Source organism: Hansschlegelia plantiphila (genome assembly GCF_027922265.1).
GTDB lineage: Bacteria > Pseudomonadota > Alphaproteobacteria > Rhizobiales > Methylopilaceae > Methylopila > Methylopila plantiphila.
In genome coordinates this window covers 124744-144687 of sequence record NZ_BSFI01000021.1, presented here as the reverse complement: position 1 = coordinate 144687, position 19944 = coordinate 124744, and the positions used below count along the sequence as shown (strand labels likewise).

General features: G+C 68.7%; 17 protein-coding genes. 7 read left to right on the top strand and 10 right to left on the bottom strand.

The window, feature by feature from the left end:
* The first annotated feature begins 51 nt into the window (after positions 1–51).
* Positions 52–1890 (top strand): DNA helicase RecQ, encoded by a 1839-nt coding sequence (gene recQ / locus PKE75_RS15050; protein ID WP_271169562.1) that lies wholly within the window; start codon positions 52–54, stop codon positions 1888–1890.
* Positions 1891–2017: 127 nt separating this feature from the next.
* Here recQ and PKE75_RS15045 read toward each other — a convergent pair whose 3' ends face one another.
* The 9 genes from PKE75_RS15045 to PKE75_RS15005 form a co-directional block, all read right to left on the bottom strand.
* Positions 2018–2845, bottom strand: a complete 828-nt coding sequence (locus tag PKE75_RS15045) for a TrmH family RNA methyltransferase (RefSeq protein WP_271169561.1) — start codon at positions 2843–2845, stop codon at positions 2018–2020.
* 39 nt (positions 2846–2884) lie between these two features.
* Positions 2885–4690 carry an ABC-F family ATP-binding cassette domain-containing protein gene (locus PKE75_RS15040; RefSeq protein WP_271169560.1) on the bottom strand — a complete coding sequence of 602 codons (1806 nt, stop codon included), beginning with the start codon at positions 4688–4690 and terminating at the stop codon, positions 2885–2887.
* Between the two features lie 51 nt (positions 4691–4741).
* Positions 4742–6100 (bottom strand): sensor histidine kinase, encoded by a 1359-nt coding sequence (locus PKE75_RS15035; protein ID WP_271169559.1) that lies wholly within the window; start codon positions 6098–6100, stop codon positions 4742–4744.
* A 39-nt stretch (positions 6101–6139) separates the two neighbouring features.
* Entirely contained in the window at positions 6140–6703 is a 564-nt protein-coding gene (locus PKE75_RS15030) for a sigma-70 family RNA polymerase sigma factor (RefSeq protein WP_271169558.1), read from the bottom strand.
* Entirely contained in the window at positions 6700–6894 is a 195-nt protein-coding gene (locus PKE75_RS15025; protein WP_271169557.1) for a NepR family anti-sigma factor, read from the bottom strand. The genes PKE75_RS15030 and PKE75_RS15025 overlap by 4 nt, the downstream gene beginning before the upstream one ends.
* Before the next feature lie 190 nt (positions 6895–7084).
* Positions 7085–7456, bottom strand: a complete 372-nt coding sequence (locus tag PKE75_RS15020; protein WP_271169556.1) for a hypothetical protein — start codon at positions 7454–7456, stop codon at positions 7085–7087.
* A gap of 22 nt (positions 7457–7478) precedes the next feature.
* Positions 7479–7928 (bottom strand): Dps family protein, encoded by a 450-nt coding sequence (locus PKE75_RS15015; RefSeq protein ID WP_271169555.1) that lies wholly within the window; start codon positions 7926–7928, stop codon positions 7479–7481.
* 203 nt (positions 7929–8131) lie between these two features.
* Complete coding sequence (locus PKE75_RS15010; RefSeq protein ID WP_271169554.1) at positions 8132–8929, bottom strand: response regulator; 798 nt, start codon at positions 8927–8929, stop codon at positions 8132–8134.
* Positions 8930–9026: 97 nt separating this feature from the next.
* Positions 9027–9686 (bottom strand): sensor histidine kinase family protein, encoded by a 660-nt coding sequence (locus PKE75_RS15005; protein ID WP_271169553.1) that lies wholly within the window; start codon positions 9684–9686, stop codon positions 9027–9029.
* A gap of 130 nt (positions 9687–9816) precedes the next feature.
* Here PKE75_RS15005 and PKE75_RS15000 point away from each other — a divergent pair, with 130 nt between their 5' ends.
* From PKE75_RS15000 to PKE75_RS14975, 6 genes are all read left to right on the top strand, one after another.
* Entirely contained in the window at positions 9817–10545 is a 729-nt protein-coding gene (locus PKE75_RS15000; RefSeq protein ID WP_271169552.1) for a Crp/Fnr family transcriptional regulator, read from the top strand.
* 120 nt (positions 10546–10665) lie between these two features.
* A complete protein-coding gene (gene galE, locus PKE75_RS14995; RefSeq protein WP_271169551.1) occupies positions 10666–11658 on the top strand; it encodes a UDP-glucose 4-epimerase GalE in 993 nt (330 codons plus the stop codon).
* Positions 11658–13100, top strand: coding sequence for an MFS transporter (locus PKE75_RS14990; RefSeq protein ID WP_271169550.1), 1443 nt, complete (start codon positions 11658–11660; stop codon positions 13098–13100). The genes galE and PKE75_RS14990 overlap by 1 nt, the downstream gene beginning before the upstream one ends.
* 122 nt (positions 13101–13222) lie before the next feature.
* Positions 13223–14464, top strand: coding sequence for an OpgC family protein (locus PKE75_RS14985; RefSeq protein WP_271169549.1), 1242 nt, complete (start codon positions 13223–13225; stop codon positions 14462–14464).
* A 215-nt stretch (positions 14465–14679) separates the two neighbouring features.
* A complete protein-coding gene (gene pyc / locus PKE75_RS14980; protein ID WP_271169548.1) occupies positions 14680–18177 on the top strand; it encodes a pyruvate carboxylase in 3498 nt (1165 codons plus the stop codon).
* Positions 18178–18341: 164 nt separating this feature from the next.
* Positions 18342–18905, top strand: coding sequence for a hypothetical protein (locus tag PKE75_RS14975; protein ID WP_271169547.1), 564 nt, complete (start codon positions 18342–18344; stop codon positions 18903–18905).
* A gap of 25 nt (positions 18906–18930) precedes the next feature.
* Here the strand turns inward: PKE75_RS14975 and PKE75_RS14970 are convergent, their stop codons facing one another.
* Entirely contained in the window at positions 18931–19812 is an 882-nt protein-coding gene (locus tag PKE75_RS14970; protein ID WP_271169546.1) for a metallophosphoesterase family protein, read from the bottom strand.
* Positions 19813–19944 lie beyond the last annotated feature (132 nt).

Here is a 19944-nt window from a genome sequence, read left to right as displayed (position 1 = left end):
GGCCCGAAGCCGGTCGCGCGGTACCCGAGAATCCCATAACGTCCGGCGCTCATGACCGCGCTCGCCCTCGCCCAGAGACCCTCCGGCCTGCCGCCCGCGCTCGAGGACGAGAAGCGGCGCGTGCTGAAGCAGGCGTTCGGATTCGACGAGTTCCGCCCCGGTCAGGAGCGTGTGATCGACGCGCTGCTGGCGGGCCGCGACGTGCTGGCGGTCATGCCGACCGGCGCCGGAAAATCGCTCTGTTACCAGGTGCCGGCGCTCGTCATGGGCGGGCTCGCCATCGTGGTCTCGCCGCTGATCGCGCTGATGCAGGATCAGGTCGCGGGGCTGCTGCTCGACGGCGTGCAGGCCGAGGCGATCCACTCGGCCAAGTCGCGCGAGGAGAACGTAGCCTCCTGGCGACGCGTCGCTTCGGGCGAGGCCAAGCTGCTCTACCTCGCGCCCGAGCGGCTGATGACCGAGCGCATGCTCCAGGCGCTGTCGCGGCTGCCGGTCTCGCTGATCGCGATCGACGAGGCGCACTGCGTCTCGCAATGGGGCCACAGTTTCCGCGCGGAATATCTGTCGCTGGGTAAGGCGCGCGAAGCGCTGCCGGGCGCGCGGATGGTCGCGCTCACCGCCACCGCCGACCAGACGACGCAGGACGACATCCTGCAGAAGCTGTTCGACGGCCGCGCCGACGCCTTCGTCGCCGGCTTCGACCGGCCGAACATCTCGATCTCTGTCGCGGAGAAGCGCGACGTCGGTCAGGCGATCGAGGCCTATGTCGCGAGCCGGCCGGGGATGAGCGGCGTGATCTACCGGATCTCGCGCAAGAAGGTCGACGAGACCACCGCCCGGCTTCAGGCGCGCGGCGTCAAGGCGCTGGCCTATCACGCCGGCATGGACGCCGCCGACCGCGCCGCCGCGCAGGAGACGTTCCTGGCCGAGCCCGGCGTTGTGATGGTCGCGACCGTCGCCTTCGGCATGGGCATCGACAAGTCGGACGTGCGCTTCGTGCTGCACGGCGACGCGCCGGGTTCACTCGAGGCCTACTACCAGGAGATCGGCCGCGCGGGCCGCGACGGGGAACCCGCCGAAGCCCTGATGTTCTATGGGCTGGAGGACATCCGGACCCGCAGGCGCTTCATCGACGAGCAGGACAGCGCGCCGGAGCGCAAGCGCATGGAGGCGCAGCGGCTCGACGCCCTCGTCGGCTTCTGTGAGACGACCGCCTGCCGGCGCGCCACGCTGCTCGCCTATTTCGGCGAGACCTCGAAGCCTTGCGGCAACTGCGACGTCTGCCTCGATCCGCCGGAGGTGGTCGACGGCACGACGGAGGCCCGGCTGCTGCTGGGGCTGGTCGCCGGCACCGGCGAGCGCTTCGGCGCAGCGCATGTCGTGGCGCTCGCGGTCGGGCATCTGTCAGAGACCGTTCAGGCGCGCGGCCACGACAAGCTCAGGGAGTTCGGCCGCGGCGCCGACAGGCCGGCCGCGGAATGGCGCGCCATCCTGCGCCAGCTGGTCGCTGCGGGCGCTCTCACGGTGGAGACCGGAGCCTATGGCGGGCTGACCATCCCGCCGAAGGGGCGGCGCATCCTCGACGGGGCGGAGCGGATCTCGATCGCGAAGCCGAAGCCGAAGTCGCGCGAGCGGCGGCGTATGACGGCGGAGGCGATGGCGCCCGAAGGCGTCGACCTCGACCTCCTCGCCAAGCTCAAGGCGCTGCGCCGGGAGCTAGCGGTCAAGCGCGCGGTGCCGGCCTATGTGATCTTCGCCGACAAGACGCTGATGGAGATGGCGGCCGTCCGCCCGCAGGACGAGGACGCGCTGGCGCGGGTGAAGGGCGTCGGCGCCGCGAAGCTCGAGGCGTTCGGGGATTATTTCCTCAAGGTTCTCCGGGGCGGGTGAGCTCGTCATTCCGGGCTTGGCCCGGAATCCAGACGCGCCTCGGCTGAACCAAGTGGCGCTCGCGCGGGCCACGTTAATTCAATCCCCGTTGCGCGTCTGGATTCCGGCGCTTCGGCCGGAATGACGGCTATCTGCGCGTTCTAAATTTGGGCGCTTTGCCCCGCGTGACCGCATAGAGCGCGATGCCGCTGGTGGTCGCGACGTTGAGGCTGTCGAAGCCGGGCGCCATCGCGATGCTCACCGTCCTCGTTCGCGCCATCAGCGCCGCAGGCAGGCCAGGCCCTTCCGCGCCGAGCAACAGGGCGGCGCGGGCCGCCGGCGTGACGGTTTCAAGCGTGCGGTCTCCGGCCGGGCTGAGCGCGAGCGTCTCGAAGCCGGCGGCGTCGAGCGCGTCGACGAGCGCCTCGCCCGAGCCGCCGCGCGTAAACGGCATGACGAGGCTCGCGCCGACCGAGACGCGGATCGCCTTGCGATAGAGCGGGTCGCATGAGGAGCCGTCGAGCAGCACCGCGTCGGCGCCGAAGGCGGCGGCGTTGCGGAACACGCCGCCGACATTGTCGTGGTTCGAGACGCCGACGAGGGCGACGACCACCGCCGTCTGCGGAAGACGCGCCAGCAGCGAGACTGAGTTGAGCGCAGGCGCGCGGCGGCCGATCGCCAGCACGCCGCGGTGGATCTGGAACCCGACGATGGCGTCCATCACGGTCTGGCCCGCGACATAGACCGGCGTCTCCGGCGGCACGCGGGCCAGTTCCGCCGCCAGCGCCTCGACGCGCGTTTCCGCGATCAGCGCGCTTTCGATCGCATGGCGCGAGGCGTCGCCGACGAGCAGGCGCAGCACAACCTCGCCCTCCGCGACGAAGCGTTCGCCGCGGCCGACGACGTCGCGCTCGCGCACCGCGTGGTAGGCGGCGATGCGGGGGTCGTCGGGGTCGGAGATGGCGATGAGGGGCACTGCTCGCTCCGCTTGCGTCAGGCGTCGCGGGTGTCTCGCCTATCCCGCCAGCTCTTCCCGCATCATCTCGAGCTCGAGCCAGCGATCCTCGGCATCGGAGCGCTGGGCTTGCGCCCTGGTCAGCGCCTCGGTCGCCGACGCGAAGGCCGCGGGGTCGCGGGCGTAGAGCGCGGGGTCGGCGAGGCGCTTCTCGAGCTTCGCGATCTCGGCGTCGAGCTTCTTGATCTGCTGGGGCAAACTGTCGAGGGCGTGCTGATCCTTGAAGGAGAGCTTCTTGCGCGACGTCGGAGACGTCTGGCCCGCGGACGCCTGACGCTCGCGTTCGGCTCCGGCCGCGGCCGCCCTCGCGTCGACGCCGCGGCCACGCTGGGCGACCATGTCGGAATAGCCGCCGGCGTATTCGACCCAGTGGCCCTCGCCCTCCGCGACGACCACGGAGCCGACGGTCCTGTCGAGGAAGTCGCGGTCATGGCTGACGAGCAGGATGGTGCCGGGATAGTCGGCGATCATCTCCTGCAGCAGGTCGAGGGTCTCGAGGTCGAGGTCGTTGGTCGGCTCGTCGAGCACCAGCAGGTTCGCCGGCTGCGACAACGCCCGGGCGAGCAGCAGTCGGCCGCGCTCGCCGCCGGACAGGGCCTTGACCGGCGAGCCGGCCTGCTCCGGCGAGAACAGGAAGTCCTTCATGTAGCTGACGACGTGCTTGGTCTGGCCGCCGACGTCGACGCTGTCGCTGCCCCCGCCGGTGAGCGCGTCGCGAAGGCTCATGTCGGGGTCGAGGCTGGCGCGGCGCTGGTCGATGGTCGCGATCGTGACGATCGAGCCGACTTTCACGGTTCCCTGGTCGGGACTGAGCGCGCCGGTCAGCAGGTTGAGCAGCGTCGTCTTGCCCGCGCCGTTCGCGCCGACGAGGCCGATGCGGTCGCCGCGTGCGATGCGGATCGAGAAATCGGAGACGATCGTCCGTTCGCCGAACGACTTGCCGACGTGCTTCGCCTCGATCACCAGAGCGCCGGATTTTTCCGCTTCGGTCACCTCGAGCTTCACCGTCCCCTGCGGGCCCCGCGCGTTCCTGCGGGTCTCGCGCAGAACGTCGAGCGCGCGCATGCGGCCCATGTTGCGCTTGCGCCGCGCGGTGACGCCGTAGCGCAGCCAGTCCTTCTCGCGCTCGATCTGGCGGTCGAGTTTGTGGCGATCGGTCTCCTCCTGCGCGAGCGCCTCGTCGCGCCAGGCCTCGAAGGCGGCGAAGCCCTGGTCGAGCCGGCGGGTCTTGCCGCGGTCGAGCCAGAGCGTGGCGCGCGTCAGCGTCTGCAGGAACCGGCGGTCATGGCTGATCAGCACCAGCGCCGAGCGCGACGAGCGCAGCTCGGCCTCGAGCCATTCGATCGCCGGAAGGTCGAGATGGTTGGTGGGTTCGTCCAGAAGCAGAATGTCGGGCTCCGGCGCGATGGCGCGCGCGAGCGCGGCGCGGCGGGCCTCGCCGCCGGAGAGCCTGGTGGGGTTCTCGTCGCCGCTGAGGCCAAGCGACTCCATGAGGTACTGCGCGCGGTAGGCGTCGTCGCCCTGCGTGAGGCCCGCCTCCACATAGGCGCGCACGTTCTTGTAGCCCGACAGGTCCGGCTCCTGCGGCAGGTAGCGAACCGTCGCGCCTGGCTGCAGGAAGCGCTCGCCGTCGTCGGCCTCGACCGAGCCGGCTGCGATCTTCAGCAGGGTCGACTTGCCCGATCCGTTGCGCCCGACGAGGCCGAGCCTCTCGCCGGCCGACACCGAGATCTCGGCGCCGTCGAGCAGCGGGCGGCCGCCGAAAGTCAGGCGGATGTTTTTGAGCAGCATCAGGGGAGGGGCCATGCGCCCGGTGATAGTCCGCGCAGGCGCCGGCCCGCAAGGCGGCGCAGGGCCTCAGGCCCTTGGCGCCGCTTTCTTCATGCCGATCGAGGGCAGTTCGGAGGCGAGCGGAACGATGAGACGGATGGAGCCGTCCGCCTGCTCCTCGATGCCGGTCGACAACTGGTCGGCGTAGGCGCGGATGAGCCGCTGCGACAGCCCGGCCGGCGGCAGCCAGCCGGCGGCGGGCCCGGAGATGGTGAGCGCGATCTTGTCGCCGTCGCGCGCCTCGGCGGTGACCGAGGCCACGGGGGAGGCGGCCGAGGCGGCGCTGAGGAGCTCGGTGATCAGCAGCGCGAGCGAGACCGCGAAGTCGAGATCGATCTCGAACTCGTCCTCCGGGAAATGCGCCGAGACCTCGAAGGTGCGACCGCCGGACGTCTGCCGCGCCTGCTGGGCGACGTCGCGGATCAGATCGGCGACGCCGACATGGCCGATCTCGCCCGAGGCGTAGGAGACCTTGTAGGCCGCCGCCATCGCGCGCACCCGATCCTCGGGCGCCCGCAGCACGGCGCTCAGGGTGTCCGGCGCCTCCTGGCGCTGCAGCGCGAGCAGGCTCGCGATCATCTGGAAGTTGTTCTTCACGCGGTGGTGCAGTTCGCGCAGCAGCCGGTCGCGGGCGTCGACGGCCTGCTCCAGCGCGACCGAGCGTTCCTCGACGCGGCGCGACATGGCCTGGAGGGCGTCGCCGAGCTCCACGAACTCCTGCGGCGCGCCGTCGAGCGGCACGAGCTTGCCTTCGAGCTTTCCGCCGTCATAGGAGGCCGCCATCTGTCTCAGCGCGCGGATCCAGCGCAGTACGAAGCGCTCGATTCCGAACAGCACGAGGCCCACGCAGAGCAGCGCCATGAGGGCAGGCAAAGCGAGCGCGAGGAACAGCCACTGCGTCTGACTGTGGCCGAGGATGTCGAAGGGGGCGGCGACGATCGCCTTCGCGTCGCCGCCACGGACGCTCGCGATCGCATAGCGGTACGCCCGGCCGTCGCGGCCCCGAGCCTTAAGGATTCGGGGGTCGTCCGGCAAAGCGAGGGTCGGCAGGCCCTCTTCCGGAAGCCAGTCGCGGCCGACTGGACTGCCTTCGTCGTCCTTCGCGATCGACGCGCCGTCCGGGCCGACGATCGCGGCGGCGATGTCGGCGCGGGAGCCCCGGTCGCGGAAGATCAGGTTGCGCCGGGTGTCGTCGATCGCGGCCGAGTCGAGGGGAATACCCGAGGCGCGCGCCGCCACGAGCTCGGCCGCCTGAACAAGCCGGTCCCGGCCGAACAGGTCGGCGAGGGCGAACTCCTGCTTGCCGATGACGATCGCGAACGCGATGACCGGCAGGTTCGCCGCGATGAGAAGAAGCGCGATCCGGCGTCGAAGCGTGTTGAACACGGAAGGCCTACCGTTCGCCGTGAAGACCCTGACGGTCCCTCAGGCGGTTCCCGAGCGCGCCGGCGACCCGAGCGCCGCCCGCAGCGCCGGCTCGAGACCGATTTCGCTGACGTCGAGATTGAGCCGCCGCGCAAGCGCCGTCCGTGCGCGGTTGACGCGGCTCTTCACGGTGCCGACTGCGCAGCCCGCGATCTCGGCGGCCTCCTCATAGGAAAACTCAGCCGCCCCGATCAGGATCAACGCCTCACGCTGCTCTTCCGGAAGGTCGGCCAGCGCGGTGTGGAAGTCCGCGAGGTCCATGTGGCCGTTCTGCTGCGGCGCGCAGGCGACGCTTTCGGCGAAAACGCCGTCCGTGTCCTGAACCTCGCGCCGCCGTCGGCGGATCTCCGAGATGTAGACATTGCGCAGGATGGTGAAGAGCCACGCCCGCATGTTCGTCCCCTCGGTGTAGCTGCCGAGGTTCCGCCAGGCTTTGACCAGCGTTTCCTGCACGAGATCGTCCGCCCGGTCCAGCTGACCGGACAGCGACACCGCAAATGCGCGCAGGCTTGGGATGTGGATCAGAAGCTCTTCGCGTGGAGGTCTGACGTCCGGGCCGCTCATCGAGCGCCGTTCTGCAGAATGCTCTGGTTAGAGCCCGCCTCATCTTCCTTTTTGTCTAGCTCCGCGAGGAGTTCGAGAAAGCGGTCCGGAACGGGCTGGTTAAGGATGTCGACGTAGCCCGCCCTGAGCTGCCGGCCGATATGGGCCTGCACGTCGAGGTCGAGATTGTTGTCGGGCTTACGCTGCGTCATCAACTCACCTTTCCGCCTCTGCCCCGAACCGATCGGGCCGAAGCGGCCTTCGATAACCGAGGCCGAGACATGGTTCGTCCGTTCCCCAGCAGAATGCTCGCAGCGTTCAGTTGAAGATCCGCTAACGATAATGGATTTCCGCTTATCTGGGGACGATCCCACTGCGTGAACTCCTTTGCGACCGAAGAAGTCACTTTGTCGCATCATTTAAGGGAGAGTTCGGCGCGAGAGGAACTGTGACTCCCTTCGAAACGGTCGTTGTCTGGGCGGCGGGATCGTTCAGATAAACCACGCGTCCGGCGGCGTCGCGGGCGACGCTTGCATCCCGGGAAACGACATCGACGCTCGCGACCTCGATCGATCGCGAGGACAGGCGGTCGCCCCTCGCGAGAGTCGGGACCCCGCCTTCTATCGCGACGCCCGACAGCGCGACGATCACCGCGGCCGCCGCTACGGCGACGAAGGCGACGCGGATCAGGAGCGCCGCGTCGAGGCGCGAGGCTCTGGCGCGAACGGCGCTGAAGGGATACGCCCGATACTGACTGTGGCTGACATACGCCATGACCGCGTCCTCCTCGGTTTGATCAGTCGGCGACGATCGCCCGAAGCATCCAGATCGCCTTCTCGTGGAAGGCGAGCCGCTCCGTCAGCAGATCGTGCGTCACGAAATCGTTAACGTCCTCGGCCTGACCCGCGCCCTCGCGGATGAGCCGCACGAGGGCCTCGTGGTCCTCGACCAGCTCTTCGACCATCGTGCGGGCCGTCAGGCGACCGTCGAGCGACAGCGCCTTGTCGAGGCCAGCGGCGGCCTTGCCCGTTGGAACCGGATGACCGAGCGCCCGGATACGCTCCGCCAGCTGGTCAATGGCCGCGAACAGGTCCGTGTAATGCTGTTCGGTCAGGACATGGATCGGTTGAAACAACGGCCCCACGACATTCCAGTGGACGACCTGCGAACGAAGCAGCGTCCGGTACGTCTGGACAGTGAGCTCGCTGAGAACCTCGGCGATCATCTTGCGATCGCCGTCTTTCAAGCCGATGTCGGGCCGTTCTACGATCGGATGTACGTTAAGAACTGCGCCCGCCTTCGACATCGTTTGTCCCGCTATCGAAACCATCGACGGACGGGCGGCGCCCTATCCGACCCCCCGCTTGGGGCTTGTATCGGTAACGCGGGAACGGACGGATGGTTGCGGCGGGAAACGACTTAAATTGATCCGAGATCAGGGTATTGGCGTCAGGCTGCGCCGCGCCGGTCGGAGCTGTGAGCCTTCGCGCCGAAGAAGAGCGCCTGACTGACGATGGCCTTCACCGTCGACGCCTGGAACGGCTTGGTCACCAGGAACACCGGCTCGGGCCGCTCGCCGCTCAGAAGCCGCTCGGGGTAGGCGGTGATGAAGATCACCGGAACCTCGAGGTTCGGCAGGATCTCGTTCACGGCTTCGAGGCCCGAGCTGCCGTCGGCCAGCTGGATGTCGGCGAGCACGAGGCCGGGGGACGAGCGCCCGGCGAGCGCCAGCGCCTCGGTGTGGGTGCGAGCGGTGCCGATGACGCGGTGACCGAGGCCTTCCACCAGCTTGGCGAGGTCCATCGCGATGATCGGCTCGTCCTCGATGATCAGCACGTCGGTTGCGACCTGCTCCGCGATCTCTCGGCCCGCGTCGTCGATCGCCTGGCCGACCTCGCGCTCGGGGATGCCCAGGATCTGTCCGGCTTCCGACGGCGTGAAGCCCTCGACGGAGACCAGCAGGAACACCTGCCGTGAGCGCGGCGTGAGAGCCTCGATCGTCCGCTCGGAATCGGGCCCCTCGAGGCCGGTCTCGACGTTGAGGGCGACCGACGACCAGATGCGCGAGAAGATCGAATAAAGCCCGACCCGGGGATCGGTCTCGCTCGGAAAGATGCTGGGATCGGCGATCAGCGCCTTGAGCACCGCAGCGACATAGGCGTCGCCGCTGTCCTGCCTGCCGGTCAGCGCGCGCGCGTAGCGGCGAAGAAAAGGAAGGTGCGGTGCGATCGTGTCGGCGAGGGCCATGCGATGTTCGTCCAGGCGGCGAAGACGTGGGGTCGATGGTGAGCAGCCGGCGCAAGATGGCGCTCCGGCGGAAGAGAGCAAGTGGTTTGGGTCGAAGTCAACTTTGCGCCGTCCGGCCCGGAATAGCGACCTCGATGCGCAGCCCGTCGCCGCGGCGGCGGGTGAGCGACCCGTCGAGTCCCTGCGCCAGGCTCCGGAGAATGGCGACGCCGAGGTCGCCCACCTGTCCGGCTGCGGGCTCCGGGCCGGCTTCCGCGAGATCGACCCGCATCGAGATCGCCCCGTCCTCGGCGGCCCGGACGGTCACGTCCGCCGGGCCTGCCGCCCCGTCAGCAAATCCGGCGCGGAACAGGTCGATCAGCATTTCGGCCAGAATCTGCGCAAGCATCCCGGCGCGGCGCGGATCGGTCCGGAAAGGGGTCGCCGCGAAGGCGACTGCGCGCCGCCGCGACGGGTCGTAGTGGCTGCAGATCCGCACGGCGAGGCCGGCGAGCAGACGGTCGCAGGCGATCGGACCGCCGGTCGAGAACTCGTCGCCATGGAGCGCAGCCACCGCCTCGAACCGAACGCGCAGATCGGAGAGCACGCGGCGGCCGTCGCCTTCCGGCAGCCGGTCGCCGAACAGCGAGATCAGACTGCTCATCGTCTGGATCTGGTTGCGGAACTGATGCCGCAGTTCAGCGACGCGCCTTGAATCCGCCTCCACAGGGGCGCTGGCCGCGGCGTCGCCGCCATGCGAAGGCTGGGTGAGGTCCATGCCAGAGGACTTAATGCCTCTCCCCATCTGGAGCTATGTGTTTTGACATAGCGATCCTGGGGAATTTGGTGGATGGAAACTCGTTCCCATCTTCGAACTCCATTCACGCGCAGGTGTCGGCTGCCCGACGATGTATGTTCGCTGCTTCAAATGCCCCTTACGCGTCCAGCGTGCCTTCACGCCGAAGACGGAAGAGGAGGTCGCGGTCATCGACCGCCTGAAGAGCGACCATCTGCGCATCCCCGCGGGCTCGGACTTCATCAATCCCGAACAGGCCGACGCCGAGCTCTACACCGTGTTCTCCGGCTGGGCGTTCCGCTTCAAGGAGCTCGACGACGGACGCCGGCAGATCCTCAATTTCGCGCTTCCGGGCGATCTGATCGGATTGCAGGCCTCGTTGCTCGACAAGTCGCTCTACGGTGCGGTCGCGCTGACCGACGTCGAGCTCTGCGTCATCCCGCGCCGCAAGCTTTATTCACTGTTCAAGAGCGCGCCCGAGGTCGCCTACGACGTCACGTGGCTGGGCTCGCAGGAGCACGCGATCGTCGATGATAATCTTCTGACCGCCGGCCGGCGCAACGCCGCCGAACGGATCTGCGCTCTCATCGCGGCGCTTTACAGGCGCGCCGAGACGCTCGACATGGTGAGCAACGGCGTGCTCGACTTTCCGCTCACCCAGCAACACATCGCCGACGCGCTCGGCCTTTCGCTGGTTCACACCAACAAGACGATCGCGCGGTTGAAGGCGCAGGGGCTGTTTTCTCTCAGCGACGGCAAGCTGAGCCTCGTCAATCCGCGCGCCGTCGGTCGCCTCGCACAGCATTTCGAGAAGGATCCGGCGCCGCGGCCGATCCTTTGAACGCACTCTTCTGTCGCGCGCCGACGACTGCGGTGGGATCGACCCGAGCTTGACTTCCGCCGCCGGGGCCGTTCGTCTCGCCCCGCCCGCGGTGGCGCTCGAACAGGGAAAAGACCAGGGATGACAGTCCTCGTCACCGGCGGCGCCGGTTACATCGGCAGCCATATGGTGCTCGCCCTGCTGGACGCGGGACGCGACGTCGTGGTGCTCGACGACCTTTCGACCGGGTTCCGCTCCGTTGTTCCGGACGGGGTCCCGTTCGTCGAGGGGTGCGTCGGCGACGAGGCGCTCGTCGGCCGTGTGATCGCAGAGCACGGCGTCGACGCGATCGTGCATTTCGCGGGCTCGATCGTGGTGCCGGATTCGGTCGTCGACCCGCTCGCCTATTATCTCAACAACACGGTCCGTTCGCGCGCGCTGATCGCAGCCGCGGTCGGAGGCGGGGTGAAGCGGTTCGTGTTCTCCTCGACCGCCGCGGTCTACGGCGAGGCGTCGTCCGAGCCGCTCAGCGAGACCTCGCCGCTCGACCCGGTCTCGCCCTACGGCGCCTCGAAGCTGATGACCGAGCGGATGCTGTCGGACTCCAGCGCCGCCTATGATTTCGCCTACGCCGCCTTGCGTTATTTCAATGTGGCGGGCGCAGACCCCGCGGGCCGCGCAGGCCAGTCGAGCGAGCGCGCCACGCATCTGATCAAGGTCGCGGCCGAGGTTGTCGTCGGCAAGCGCGACGGGATGGCGGTGTTCGGAGACGATTATCCGACCCGCGACGGCTCCTGCGTCCGCGACTACATCCACGTCTCCGACCTCGCCAAGGCCCATGTGCTGGCGCTGGATTATCTCGCCGGCGGCGGCGCCAGCCTCGTCGCCAATTGCGGCTACGGGCGCGGCGCGTCGGTGTTCGAGGTGATCGATTCCGTCAAGCGGGTCTCCGGCGTCGACTTCCCCGTCGCACTGGCGCCGCGGCGCGCCGGCGACCCGGCCTCGCTGATCGCGGATTCAGGGGTCGCGCGCCGGACGCTCGGCTGGACGCCCGACCACGACGCGCTCGACACGATCGTCGGACACGCGCTCGCCTGGGAGAAGCGGCTGGCGTCGCGGAACGCCGCGACCTGATGGCGTCTCCGGCGGCGGCAAGCTCCGTCGAGATCAACATCCCCGCGCGGATGGACCGGCTGCCGTGGTCGCGCTTCCATGTGCTCGTTGTGTTCGCGCTTGGGGTGACCTGGGTGCTGGATGGGCTGGAGGTCACCATCGTCGGCGCCCTCGGGCCGCGGCTGCAGGACCCCAGAGCGCTCGCGCTGACCGAAGCCGACATCGGCGGCCTCGCCTCCGCCTATCTCGTCGGCGCGGTGATGGGCGCGCTGATTTTCGGCTGGTTAACAGATCGTTACGGCCGCAAGATTATCTTCTTCGTCACGCTCGGCCTCTACGTCGCGGGCGTGCTGTTTTCCGCTTTCGCCTGGGACTTCTGGAGCCTCGCCGCCTTCCGCCTGCTCACCGGCGTCGGCATCGGCGGCGAATATGCAGCCGTGAACTCCGCGATCGACGAGCTCATCCCGGCGCGGCTTCGCGGCCGCGTGGCGCTGATCGTCAACGGCAGCTTCTGGGCGGGCGCGGCGCTAGGCTCGCTCGCGACCGTCGCCCTGCTCGACCCCACGCTCTTCGCGGTCGACCTCGGCTGGCGTCTCGGCTTCGGGATCGGGGCGGCGCTCGGGCTGCTGATCCTGCTGACCCGCAGGTTCGTGCCGGAAAGCCCCCGCTGGCTCGCCTGCCACGACCGGGTCGAGGAGGGCGAGGCGGTCGTCGCCGAGATCGAGCGGACGATCGAGGCGCGGGCCGGCGGGGCCCTGCCGCGCGCTGAGGGAAGGATCCGGATCCACCCGCAGAAGACCTTCGGCTTCGGGCTGATCTTCTCCACCATGTTCGGCCGGTATCGCGGGCGCTCCGCGCTGGTGCTGCTGCTGATGGTGGCGCAGGCGTTCCTCTACAACGCGATCTTCTTCACCTACGGGCTCGTGCTGACGAAGTTCTACGCCGTCGCGCCGGACCATGTCGGGCTCTATCTGGTTCCGTTCGCGATCGGGAACGTCGTCGGGCCGATCGTGCTGGGACCGTTCTTCGACACCGTCGGTCGACGCAGGATGATCTTCATGTCCTACGGCGTCGCCGGCCTCCTGCTGTTCGTGACCGGCTGGCTGTTCGCGATCGGCGCGCTCACGGCGCTGACGAAGACGACCGCCTGGTGCGTGATCTTCTTCTTCGCTTCCGCCGCGGCGAGCGCGGCGTATCTCACCGCGAGCGAGGTTTTCCCGCTCGAGATGCGGGCGCTCGCGATCGCGGCGTTCTATGCGCTCGGAACCGCGATCGGGGGCGTCGTCGCGCCCTATCTGTTCGGGCTGCTGATCGGGAGCGGAGAGCCGTGGCCGATCTTCTGGGGCTATGCAGGCGCGGCGGCGCTGATGATCGTCGCAGGCGTCGCGGCCCTGCTTTTCGGGATCGACGCCGAGGGCAAATCGCTCGAGGACGTTGCGCCGCCGCTGTCGCTGGCGGCATGATTGCGTGTTGCGGATAACGGCGCCGCGACGCAACCTTGGTCCTGTTCCGCGCGTTAGCCGGCGTCGTGCGGATCGTGCGGATCCGCGCGCCTGCCCGGCGCATTTCTGGCGGGGAAGATTGAATGGCTAAGGCGGGTCCTGAAGACGGGACGGTCGCGGTCCCGAGCGCGGCGCCGGGGCCGTCCGCGCGCGACTGGCGCATCGATTTCTGGCGCGGGCTCGCCATCGTCTTCATCTTCTGGAACCACTCCGACAACAGCGTCATGAGCTGGCTGACGACGAAATATGTCGGCCTCTCGGATTCCGCCGAGCTATTCGTGTTCCTCTCCGGGTTCGCGATGGCGAGCATGTTCGCCGCCAAGTTTTCGGCCCGCCCGCGCATGGCGATCCCTTACTGCGTCGGCCGGGCGTTCACGCTCTATCTCCATCACATCACCGCATTCGTGGTGATCGCGGCGTTCGCGGTGTTCTACCGGGAATGGGCCGGCTCCAGCGTCGTGGAGCGCGACCTGTTCATCCGGCCGTTCCTGCTCTCCACCGAGACGATGCTGCCGAAACTGGCGACGCTCGCCTATCTGCCGCCGCTGCTCGACATCCTGCCGCTCTACATCCTGCTCACTCTGATGATCGGCGTGCTGTTCACCGCCTTCCGGGACCGTATCGCGCCCTATATCGGCTTCGCGATCGTTGTCTGGTGCTTCGCCTGGGCGACCGGTGCGACGCTGTCCTCCTATCCCGACACCCGGCACTGGACATTCAATCCGCTGTGCTGGCAGGCCGTGTTCCTCGCCGGATTCGTCACATTCCTCATCCGCGATGAGCCCTGGCTGCGGCGGGTGATGGCCGCGCCGGCCACCCTCGCTTTGTCGATCACCATCGTCATCGTCGGCTTTGTCGCCGCCGCGCCCTGGGCGACGGCGGGCTTCGTCGAGTGGCGTCCGCTCTCGATCCTCACCGACATCGCCGACAAGTCCTTCGCCTCGCCGATCCGGCTCGTGCATTTCCTGGCGATGGCGCATATCGCCACCGTGTTCGTGAAGCGGGAGTCGCGTCTCGACCTGACGTTCTTCGGCCGCTGGCTGGTGCTGATAGGGCGGCGGAGCCTGCCGATGTTCGTGATCTCCAGCGTGTTCGCGGCGTTCACGCACGGCCTGTTCGACTGGTTCAATCATGCGATTTCCGTGCAGGTGATCTATTCGCTCGCGATGGTCGGCGTGCTGGCGGGCCTCGCCCAGGTCATGGACGCGCTCGGCAAGGTCGGCCGCGGCGGACCGCCCGCTCCGAAGCAGACCCGCGCCGATCCGAGAGCGCGCGATCCCGAGCCTTCGCCCCTGCGCGGGATGTCGGCCGCTGCGGCCTCCTAAAGCGATAGCGCCGCGCGGTTGTCCCGGCTCGAGCCCGGAGCGCCGCGGGCGCTTGCCGGATCGGCCAGTTTTTCCAGCGTGACGCGATTTCGCCCATCGCCCGCGGGCAACTTTCGTTTAACGTCCGCCCTGACGGCGGGGGCGTCGTCGCGGCGTCTGGCGGGTCTCCCGCCATCGGCCGCTCCAGTCGTCATTTCCGGAGCCTGTCCAACGCGATGAACGCGAAACCCTCCGTCGAGCCTCGCAAGATCACCAAGCTCCTCGTCGCGAATCGGTCCGAGATCGCGATCCGCGTGTTCCGGGCGGCGGCGGAGCTCGGCATCCGCACGGTCGCGATCTATGCGGAAGAGGACAAGCTTTCGCTCCACCGCTTCAAGGCGGACGAGGCCTATCAGGTCGGCAAGGGCATGGGCCCGCTCGAGGCCTACCTTTCGATCCCCGAGGTGATCCGCGTCGCGACCGAGGCCGGGGTCGACGCCATCCATCCGGGCTACGGCTTCCTCTCCGAAAGCCCGGAATTCGCCGACGCCTGTGCGGAGGCGAACATCCTGTTCATCGGGCCGAGCCCGGACACGATGCGCAAGCTCGGCAACAAGGTCGCGGCGCGCAACCTCGCGATCAGCTGCGGCGTGCCGGTCATGCCCGCGACCGAGCCGCTGCCGGACGATCCGGACGCCGTGCGGAAGGCCGCCCAAGAGATCGGCCTGCCGGTGATGCTGAAGGCCTCGTGGGGCGGCGGCGGGCGCGGTATGCGCGTGATCCGCGACATGGCCAAGCTGCCGCAGGAGGTCATTAACGCCAAGCGCGAGGCGAAGTCCGCCTTCGGCAAGGACGACGTCTATCTCGAGAAGCTCGTCGAGCGCGCCCGCCACATCGAAGTTCAGGTGCTTGGCGACCGGCACGGCAACGTCGTGCATCTGTTCGAGCGCGACTGCTCCGTGCAGCGCCGCCACCAGAAGGTGGTGGAGCGCGCGCCTGCGCCCTATCTCGACGAGGACCGCCGCAAGGAGATCTGCGAGAGCGCGCTGAAGATCGCGCGCGCCACCGATTATCTCGGCGCCGGCACGGTCGAATACCTGATGGACGCCGACACGGGCGCCTTCTACTTCATCGAGGTCAATCCGCGCATCCAGGTCGAGCACACGGTGACCGAGGTCGTCACCGGCGTCGACATCGTGAAGGCGCAGATCCACGTGATCGAGGGCGCGGCGATCGGCACGCCCGAAAGCCATGTGCCGGCGCAAGGCGACATGCGGCTGAACGGGCACGCCCTGCAGTGCCGCATCACGACCGAGAACCCCGAAGACAACTTCATCCCGGACTACGGCCGCATCTCCGCCTATCGCGGGGCCATGGGCTTCGGCATTCGCGTGGACGGTGGCACGGCCTATTCCGGCGCCGTGATCACCCGCTACTACGATCCGCTGCTTGAGAAGGTCACGGCCTGGGCGCCGACGCCGGAGGAGGCGTGCCTGCGCATGAGCCGGGCGCTGCGCGAATACCGCATCCGCGGCGTCGCGACCAACCTCGCCTTCCTCGAGAACGTCGTCGACCACCCGATCTTCCTGAAGGGCGAGACGACCACCCGCTTCATCGACGACACCAAGGAACTGTTCGCCTTCGAAAAGCGTCAGGACCGCGCGACGCGGCTGCTGACCTACATCGCGGACGTCACCGTCAACGGCCATCCGGAGGTGAAGGACCGGGTGAAGCCAAAGCCGGGCTCGTCGAAGCCGGCGCCGCCGGCTTTCGCCAAGCGTGCGCCGGCCTCCTCGGAAGAGGGGGCCGCCCGGGCCGTTGGCACGCGCCAGTTGCTGGAGCAGCTCGGCCCGAAGAAGTTCGGCGAATGGATGCGGGCCGAAAGCCGCGTGCTGGTGACCGACACGACGATGCGCGACGCGCACCAGTCGCTGCTTGCGACCCGTGTGCGCACCTTCGACATCGCGGCGGCCGCCCCGTCATATGCAAGCGGGCTGCCGGATCTGCTCAGCCTGGAGTGCTGGGGCGGCGCGACCTTCGACGTCGCGATGCGCTTTCTCACCGAAGACCCCTGGGAGCGGCTGGCGAAGATCCGCGAGGGCGCGCCGAACCTGCTGCTGCAGTGCCTGGTGCGCGGCTCGAACGGGGTCGGCTACGCCAACTATCCCGACAACGTCGTCTCGGCCTTCGTCCATCAGGCGGCGAAGGAAGGCATGGACATCTTCCGGGTGTTCGACTGCCTCAACTGGATCGAGAACATGCGCGTCACGATCGACGCGGTGAACGAGACCGGCAAGATCTGCGAGGCGGCGATCTGCTACACCGGCGACCTGCTCGATCCGGCGCGCGACAAGTACAACCTCAAATACTACGTGACGCTCGCCAGGGAGCTCGAGGCCGCGGGCGCGCATGTGCTGTGCCTGAAGGACATGGCGGGGCTGCTCAAGCCTGCTGCGGCCAGCGTCCTGATCAAGGCGCTGCGCGAGGAGGTGGGGTTGCCCCTGCATCTACACACCCATGACACCTCGGGCATCGCCGGCGCGACGCTGCTGGCCGCCGTCGAGGCTGGCGTCGACGCGGTCGACGTCGCCATGGATGCGCTGTCCGGCATGACTTCGCAGCCCTGCCTCGGCTCGGTCGTCGCCGCGCTGAAGGGCACGCCGCGCGACACCGGGCTCGACATGGACGCGATCCGCGAGATCTCCCTCTACTGGGAGGCGGCGCGCGCGCAATACGCCGCGTTCGAGAGCAACCTGCTGTCGCCGGCGTCGGAAGTGTACCTGCACGAAATGCCTGGCGGCCAGTTCACCAACCTCAAGGAGCAGGCGCGCTCCATGGGCCTGGAGTCCCGCTGGAACGAGGTCGCAAAGACCTATCGCGACGTCAACGACATGTTCGGCGACATCGTGAAGGTGACCCCGACCTCCAAGGTCGTGGGCGACATGGCTCTCGTCATGGTCTCCGCCGGCCTGACCCGCGCCGAGGTCGAGGACCCGAAGGTCGACGTCTCGTTTCCCGAGAGCGTCATCCAGCTGATGAAGGGCGAGCTCAGCCAGCCGCCGGGCGGCTTCCCCGACAGGATCCGCAGCAAGGTCCTGAAGGGCGAGCAGCCGTTGACCGAGCGCGCGGGCTCGCTGATGCCGCCGGCGGATTTCGCGGAGATCCGCAAGGAGGCCGCCGCCAAGATCGACCGCGAGCTCTCCGACACCGAGCTCGCCTCGTACCTGATGTATCCTAAGGTCTTCACCGAGTTCGCGATCGCGGAGAAGAAGTACGGGCCGGTCTCGACGCTGCCGACGCCGATCTTCTTCTACGGGCTGCCCGCAGGCGAGGAGACCGCCGTCGAGATCGAGCGCGGCAAGACGCTGGTGATCCGCTGCGTCGGCGTCGGCGAGACCGACGAGGAGGGCCAGGTCAAGGTGTTCTTCGAGCTGAACGGCCAGCCGCGCGTCATCAAGGTGCCGAACCGCTCGGCCGCCAACATCCGTGAGGCGCGCCGCAAGGCGACGGAGGGCGACCCGACCCATGTCGCGGCTCCCATGCCCGGCGTGATCTCCACGGTCTCCGTCAAGGAGGGCCAGGCGGTCCAGCAGGGCGACGTGATCTGCTCGATCGAGGCGATGAAGATGGAGACCGCGCTGCACGCCGAGCGCGCCGGCGTGGTCAAGGAGGTGCTCGTGACGCCCGGCACGCCTGTCGACGCCAAGGATCTGCTCCTCGTGATCGCGGAATAGCGAGTTGAAACCCCTCCCGCCACGCACGCCGAGCGGTTAGTCTCGGACGCATGCGAGATGACGAAAGCGCGGGCGCGCCGCCCGGTCCCGATCCCCGGTCCCGCGGACCTTCGCTACGCGAGGCGCTGCGGCGCGCGCGTCTCGAGGCGGCGGAGCGCGCGGACGTGGTGATCGACCTGCGTCAGGCGGAGCTCGCCCGTCTCGAGATCTTGCGCGATGCGCTGGCGCCGGTGTTCGCCGAGACGCCGCCGGACGTCGACATGTTCGACGTCGGCGTCACGGCGGGCGAGCGGCCGCGGCTGTTCATCGACATGGTGGCCTTCATCGAAATGGGCCACGACCGCCGGCTCTACCGCTTCCTGCGCGACGGGCGGAACGGCCGCAGCCTGCTCGCGGAGAGCGAACAGGTGCAGCCGATCGTCGATGCGGTGACGGCCTATGTCGCCCACCGGCTGGTGGAGCGCGAGCGGCTGCTGGCGGACGAGGACCATAGCGGCGGCGAGCCGCAGTCCTCCATCGTCGCCAGACGAGCAGCAGCACGGGCGGACATGGCGACGGACGACGTGGAGACGGCCGCGCCGCCGCCGGCCGCCGCGCGGCGTTATCCCGGCTGGGCGCGGCTTCTGGCGGTGCTGCTTGCGTTCGGCGTTGGCGGCGGGGTGGGGGCCGTCATGGTGTTCGCGCTGATGCGCGCCGCGGCGAAGGGCCTGCTGCCGGGCGTCGGATGACGCGAGCGCGGCGCGTCTGCAGGCCTCAATACAGCGCGTAGCGGTCGGTTTCGGCGATCGAGCCGTCACGGGTGAAGCCGCGCGTCACCACCTCGCAGGCCCAGGCGCCCGGCTGGCCGCCCACCGAATAAAGATTGTACGCCGCGAGCGGCTCGTGGCTGAGGACGCCGGTCGAGCAGGAGGGCACCGCGATCACCGGCACGGGGCGCTCGGGACCCGCGATCTCGGCGCGCGCCGGCTCGTGGTTGTGGCCATGCAGCACGAGCTCCGCGCCCTCGCGCGCGATGATCTCGCGGAGCTCGGCCGCGTCGCGCAGGCGCCGCATCCACGGCGTGCCGTCTTCCGCCACGGGGTGATGGACCAGCACGATGCGGAACAGCCCTTCCGCCTTCAGGCTTTCGAGCAGCGGTCCGAGCGCGTCGCGCTGCGCGGCTCCGACCTCGCCGGTCGCGGCCAGCGGCCATGTCGGGACCGCCGACGACAGGCCGATCAGCGCGACCTGGCCGTGACGGCGCACGAAGGGGAAGCCGATCCGGCCGTCGTCGCTCGACATATGCGCGCCCCACACCCGGGCCGGTGCGGTCGCGACGGTGCGGACATAGGCGTCGTGATTGCCGGGGATCGCGGCGACCTTATCCGCCGGGCCGAACTTGCCGAGGAACACCGCGGCGGGCAGGAATTCCGCCTCGAGCCCGAGATTGGTGAGGTCGCCGGTGACCGCGACCGCGTCGGGCGCCTCGTCGAGCACGTCCGCCACCAGCCGGTCGAGCACGGCCATGTCGTGCCAGCGCCGCCGGCGGCGAAAATAGTTGATCGCGCCCAGCCCGCGCTTCGACATCAGATCGAACGGCGTGAAGCGCGGCAGGGGTCCGAGATGCGGATCCGAGAGGTGGGCTATGACTGTCACGGCCGCCGTTATAGCGACGCCGGTCGGGCGGCGCGACAGCGATCGTCGTGCTCGCGGCGGCCTGCGGAAACGAAAACGCCGGCCCGCGTCTCCGCGGCCGGCGTTCGGTCAATCCGTCAGTTCAGCGCGCGA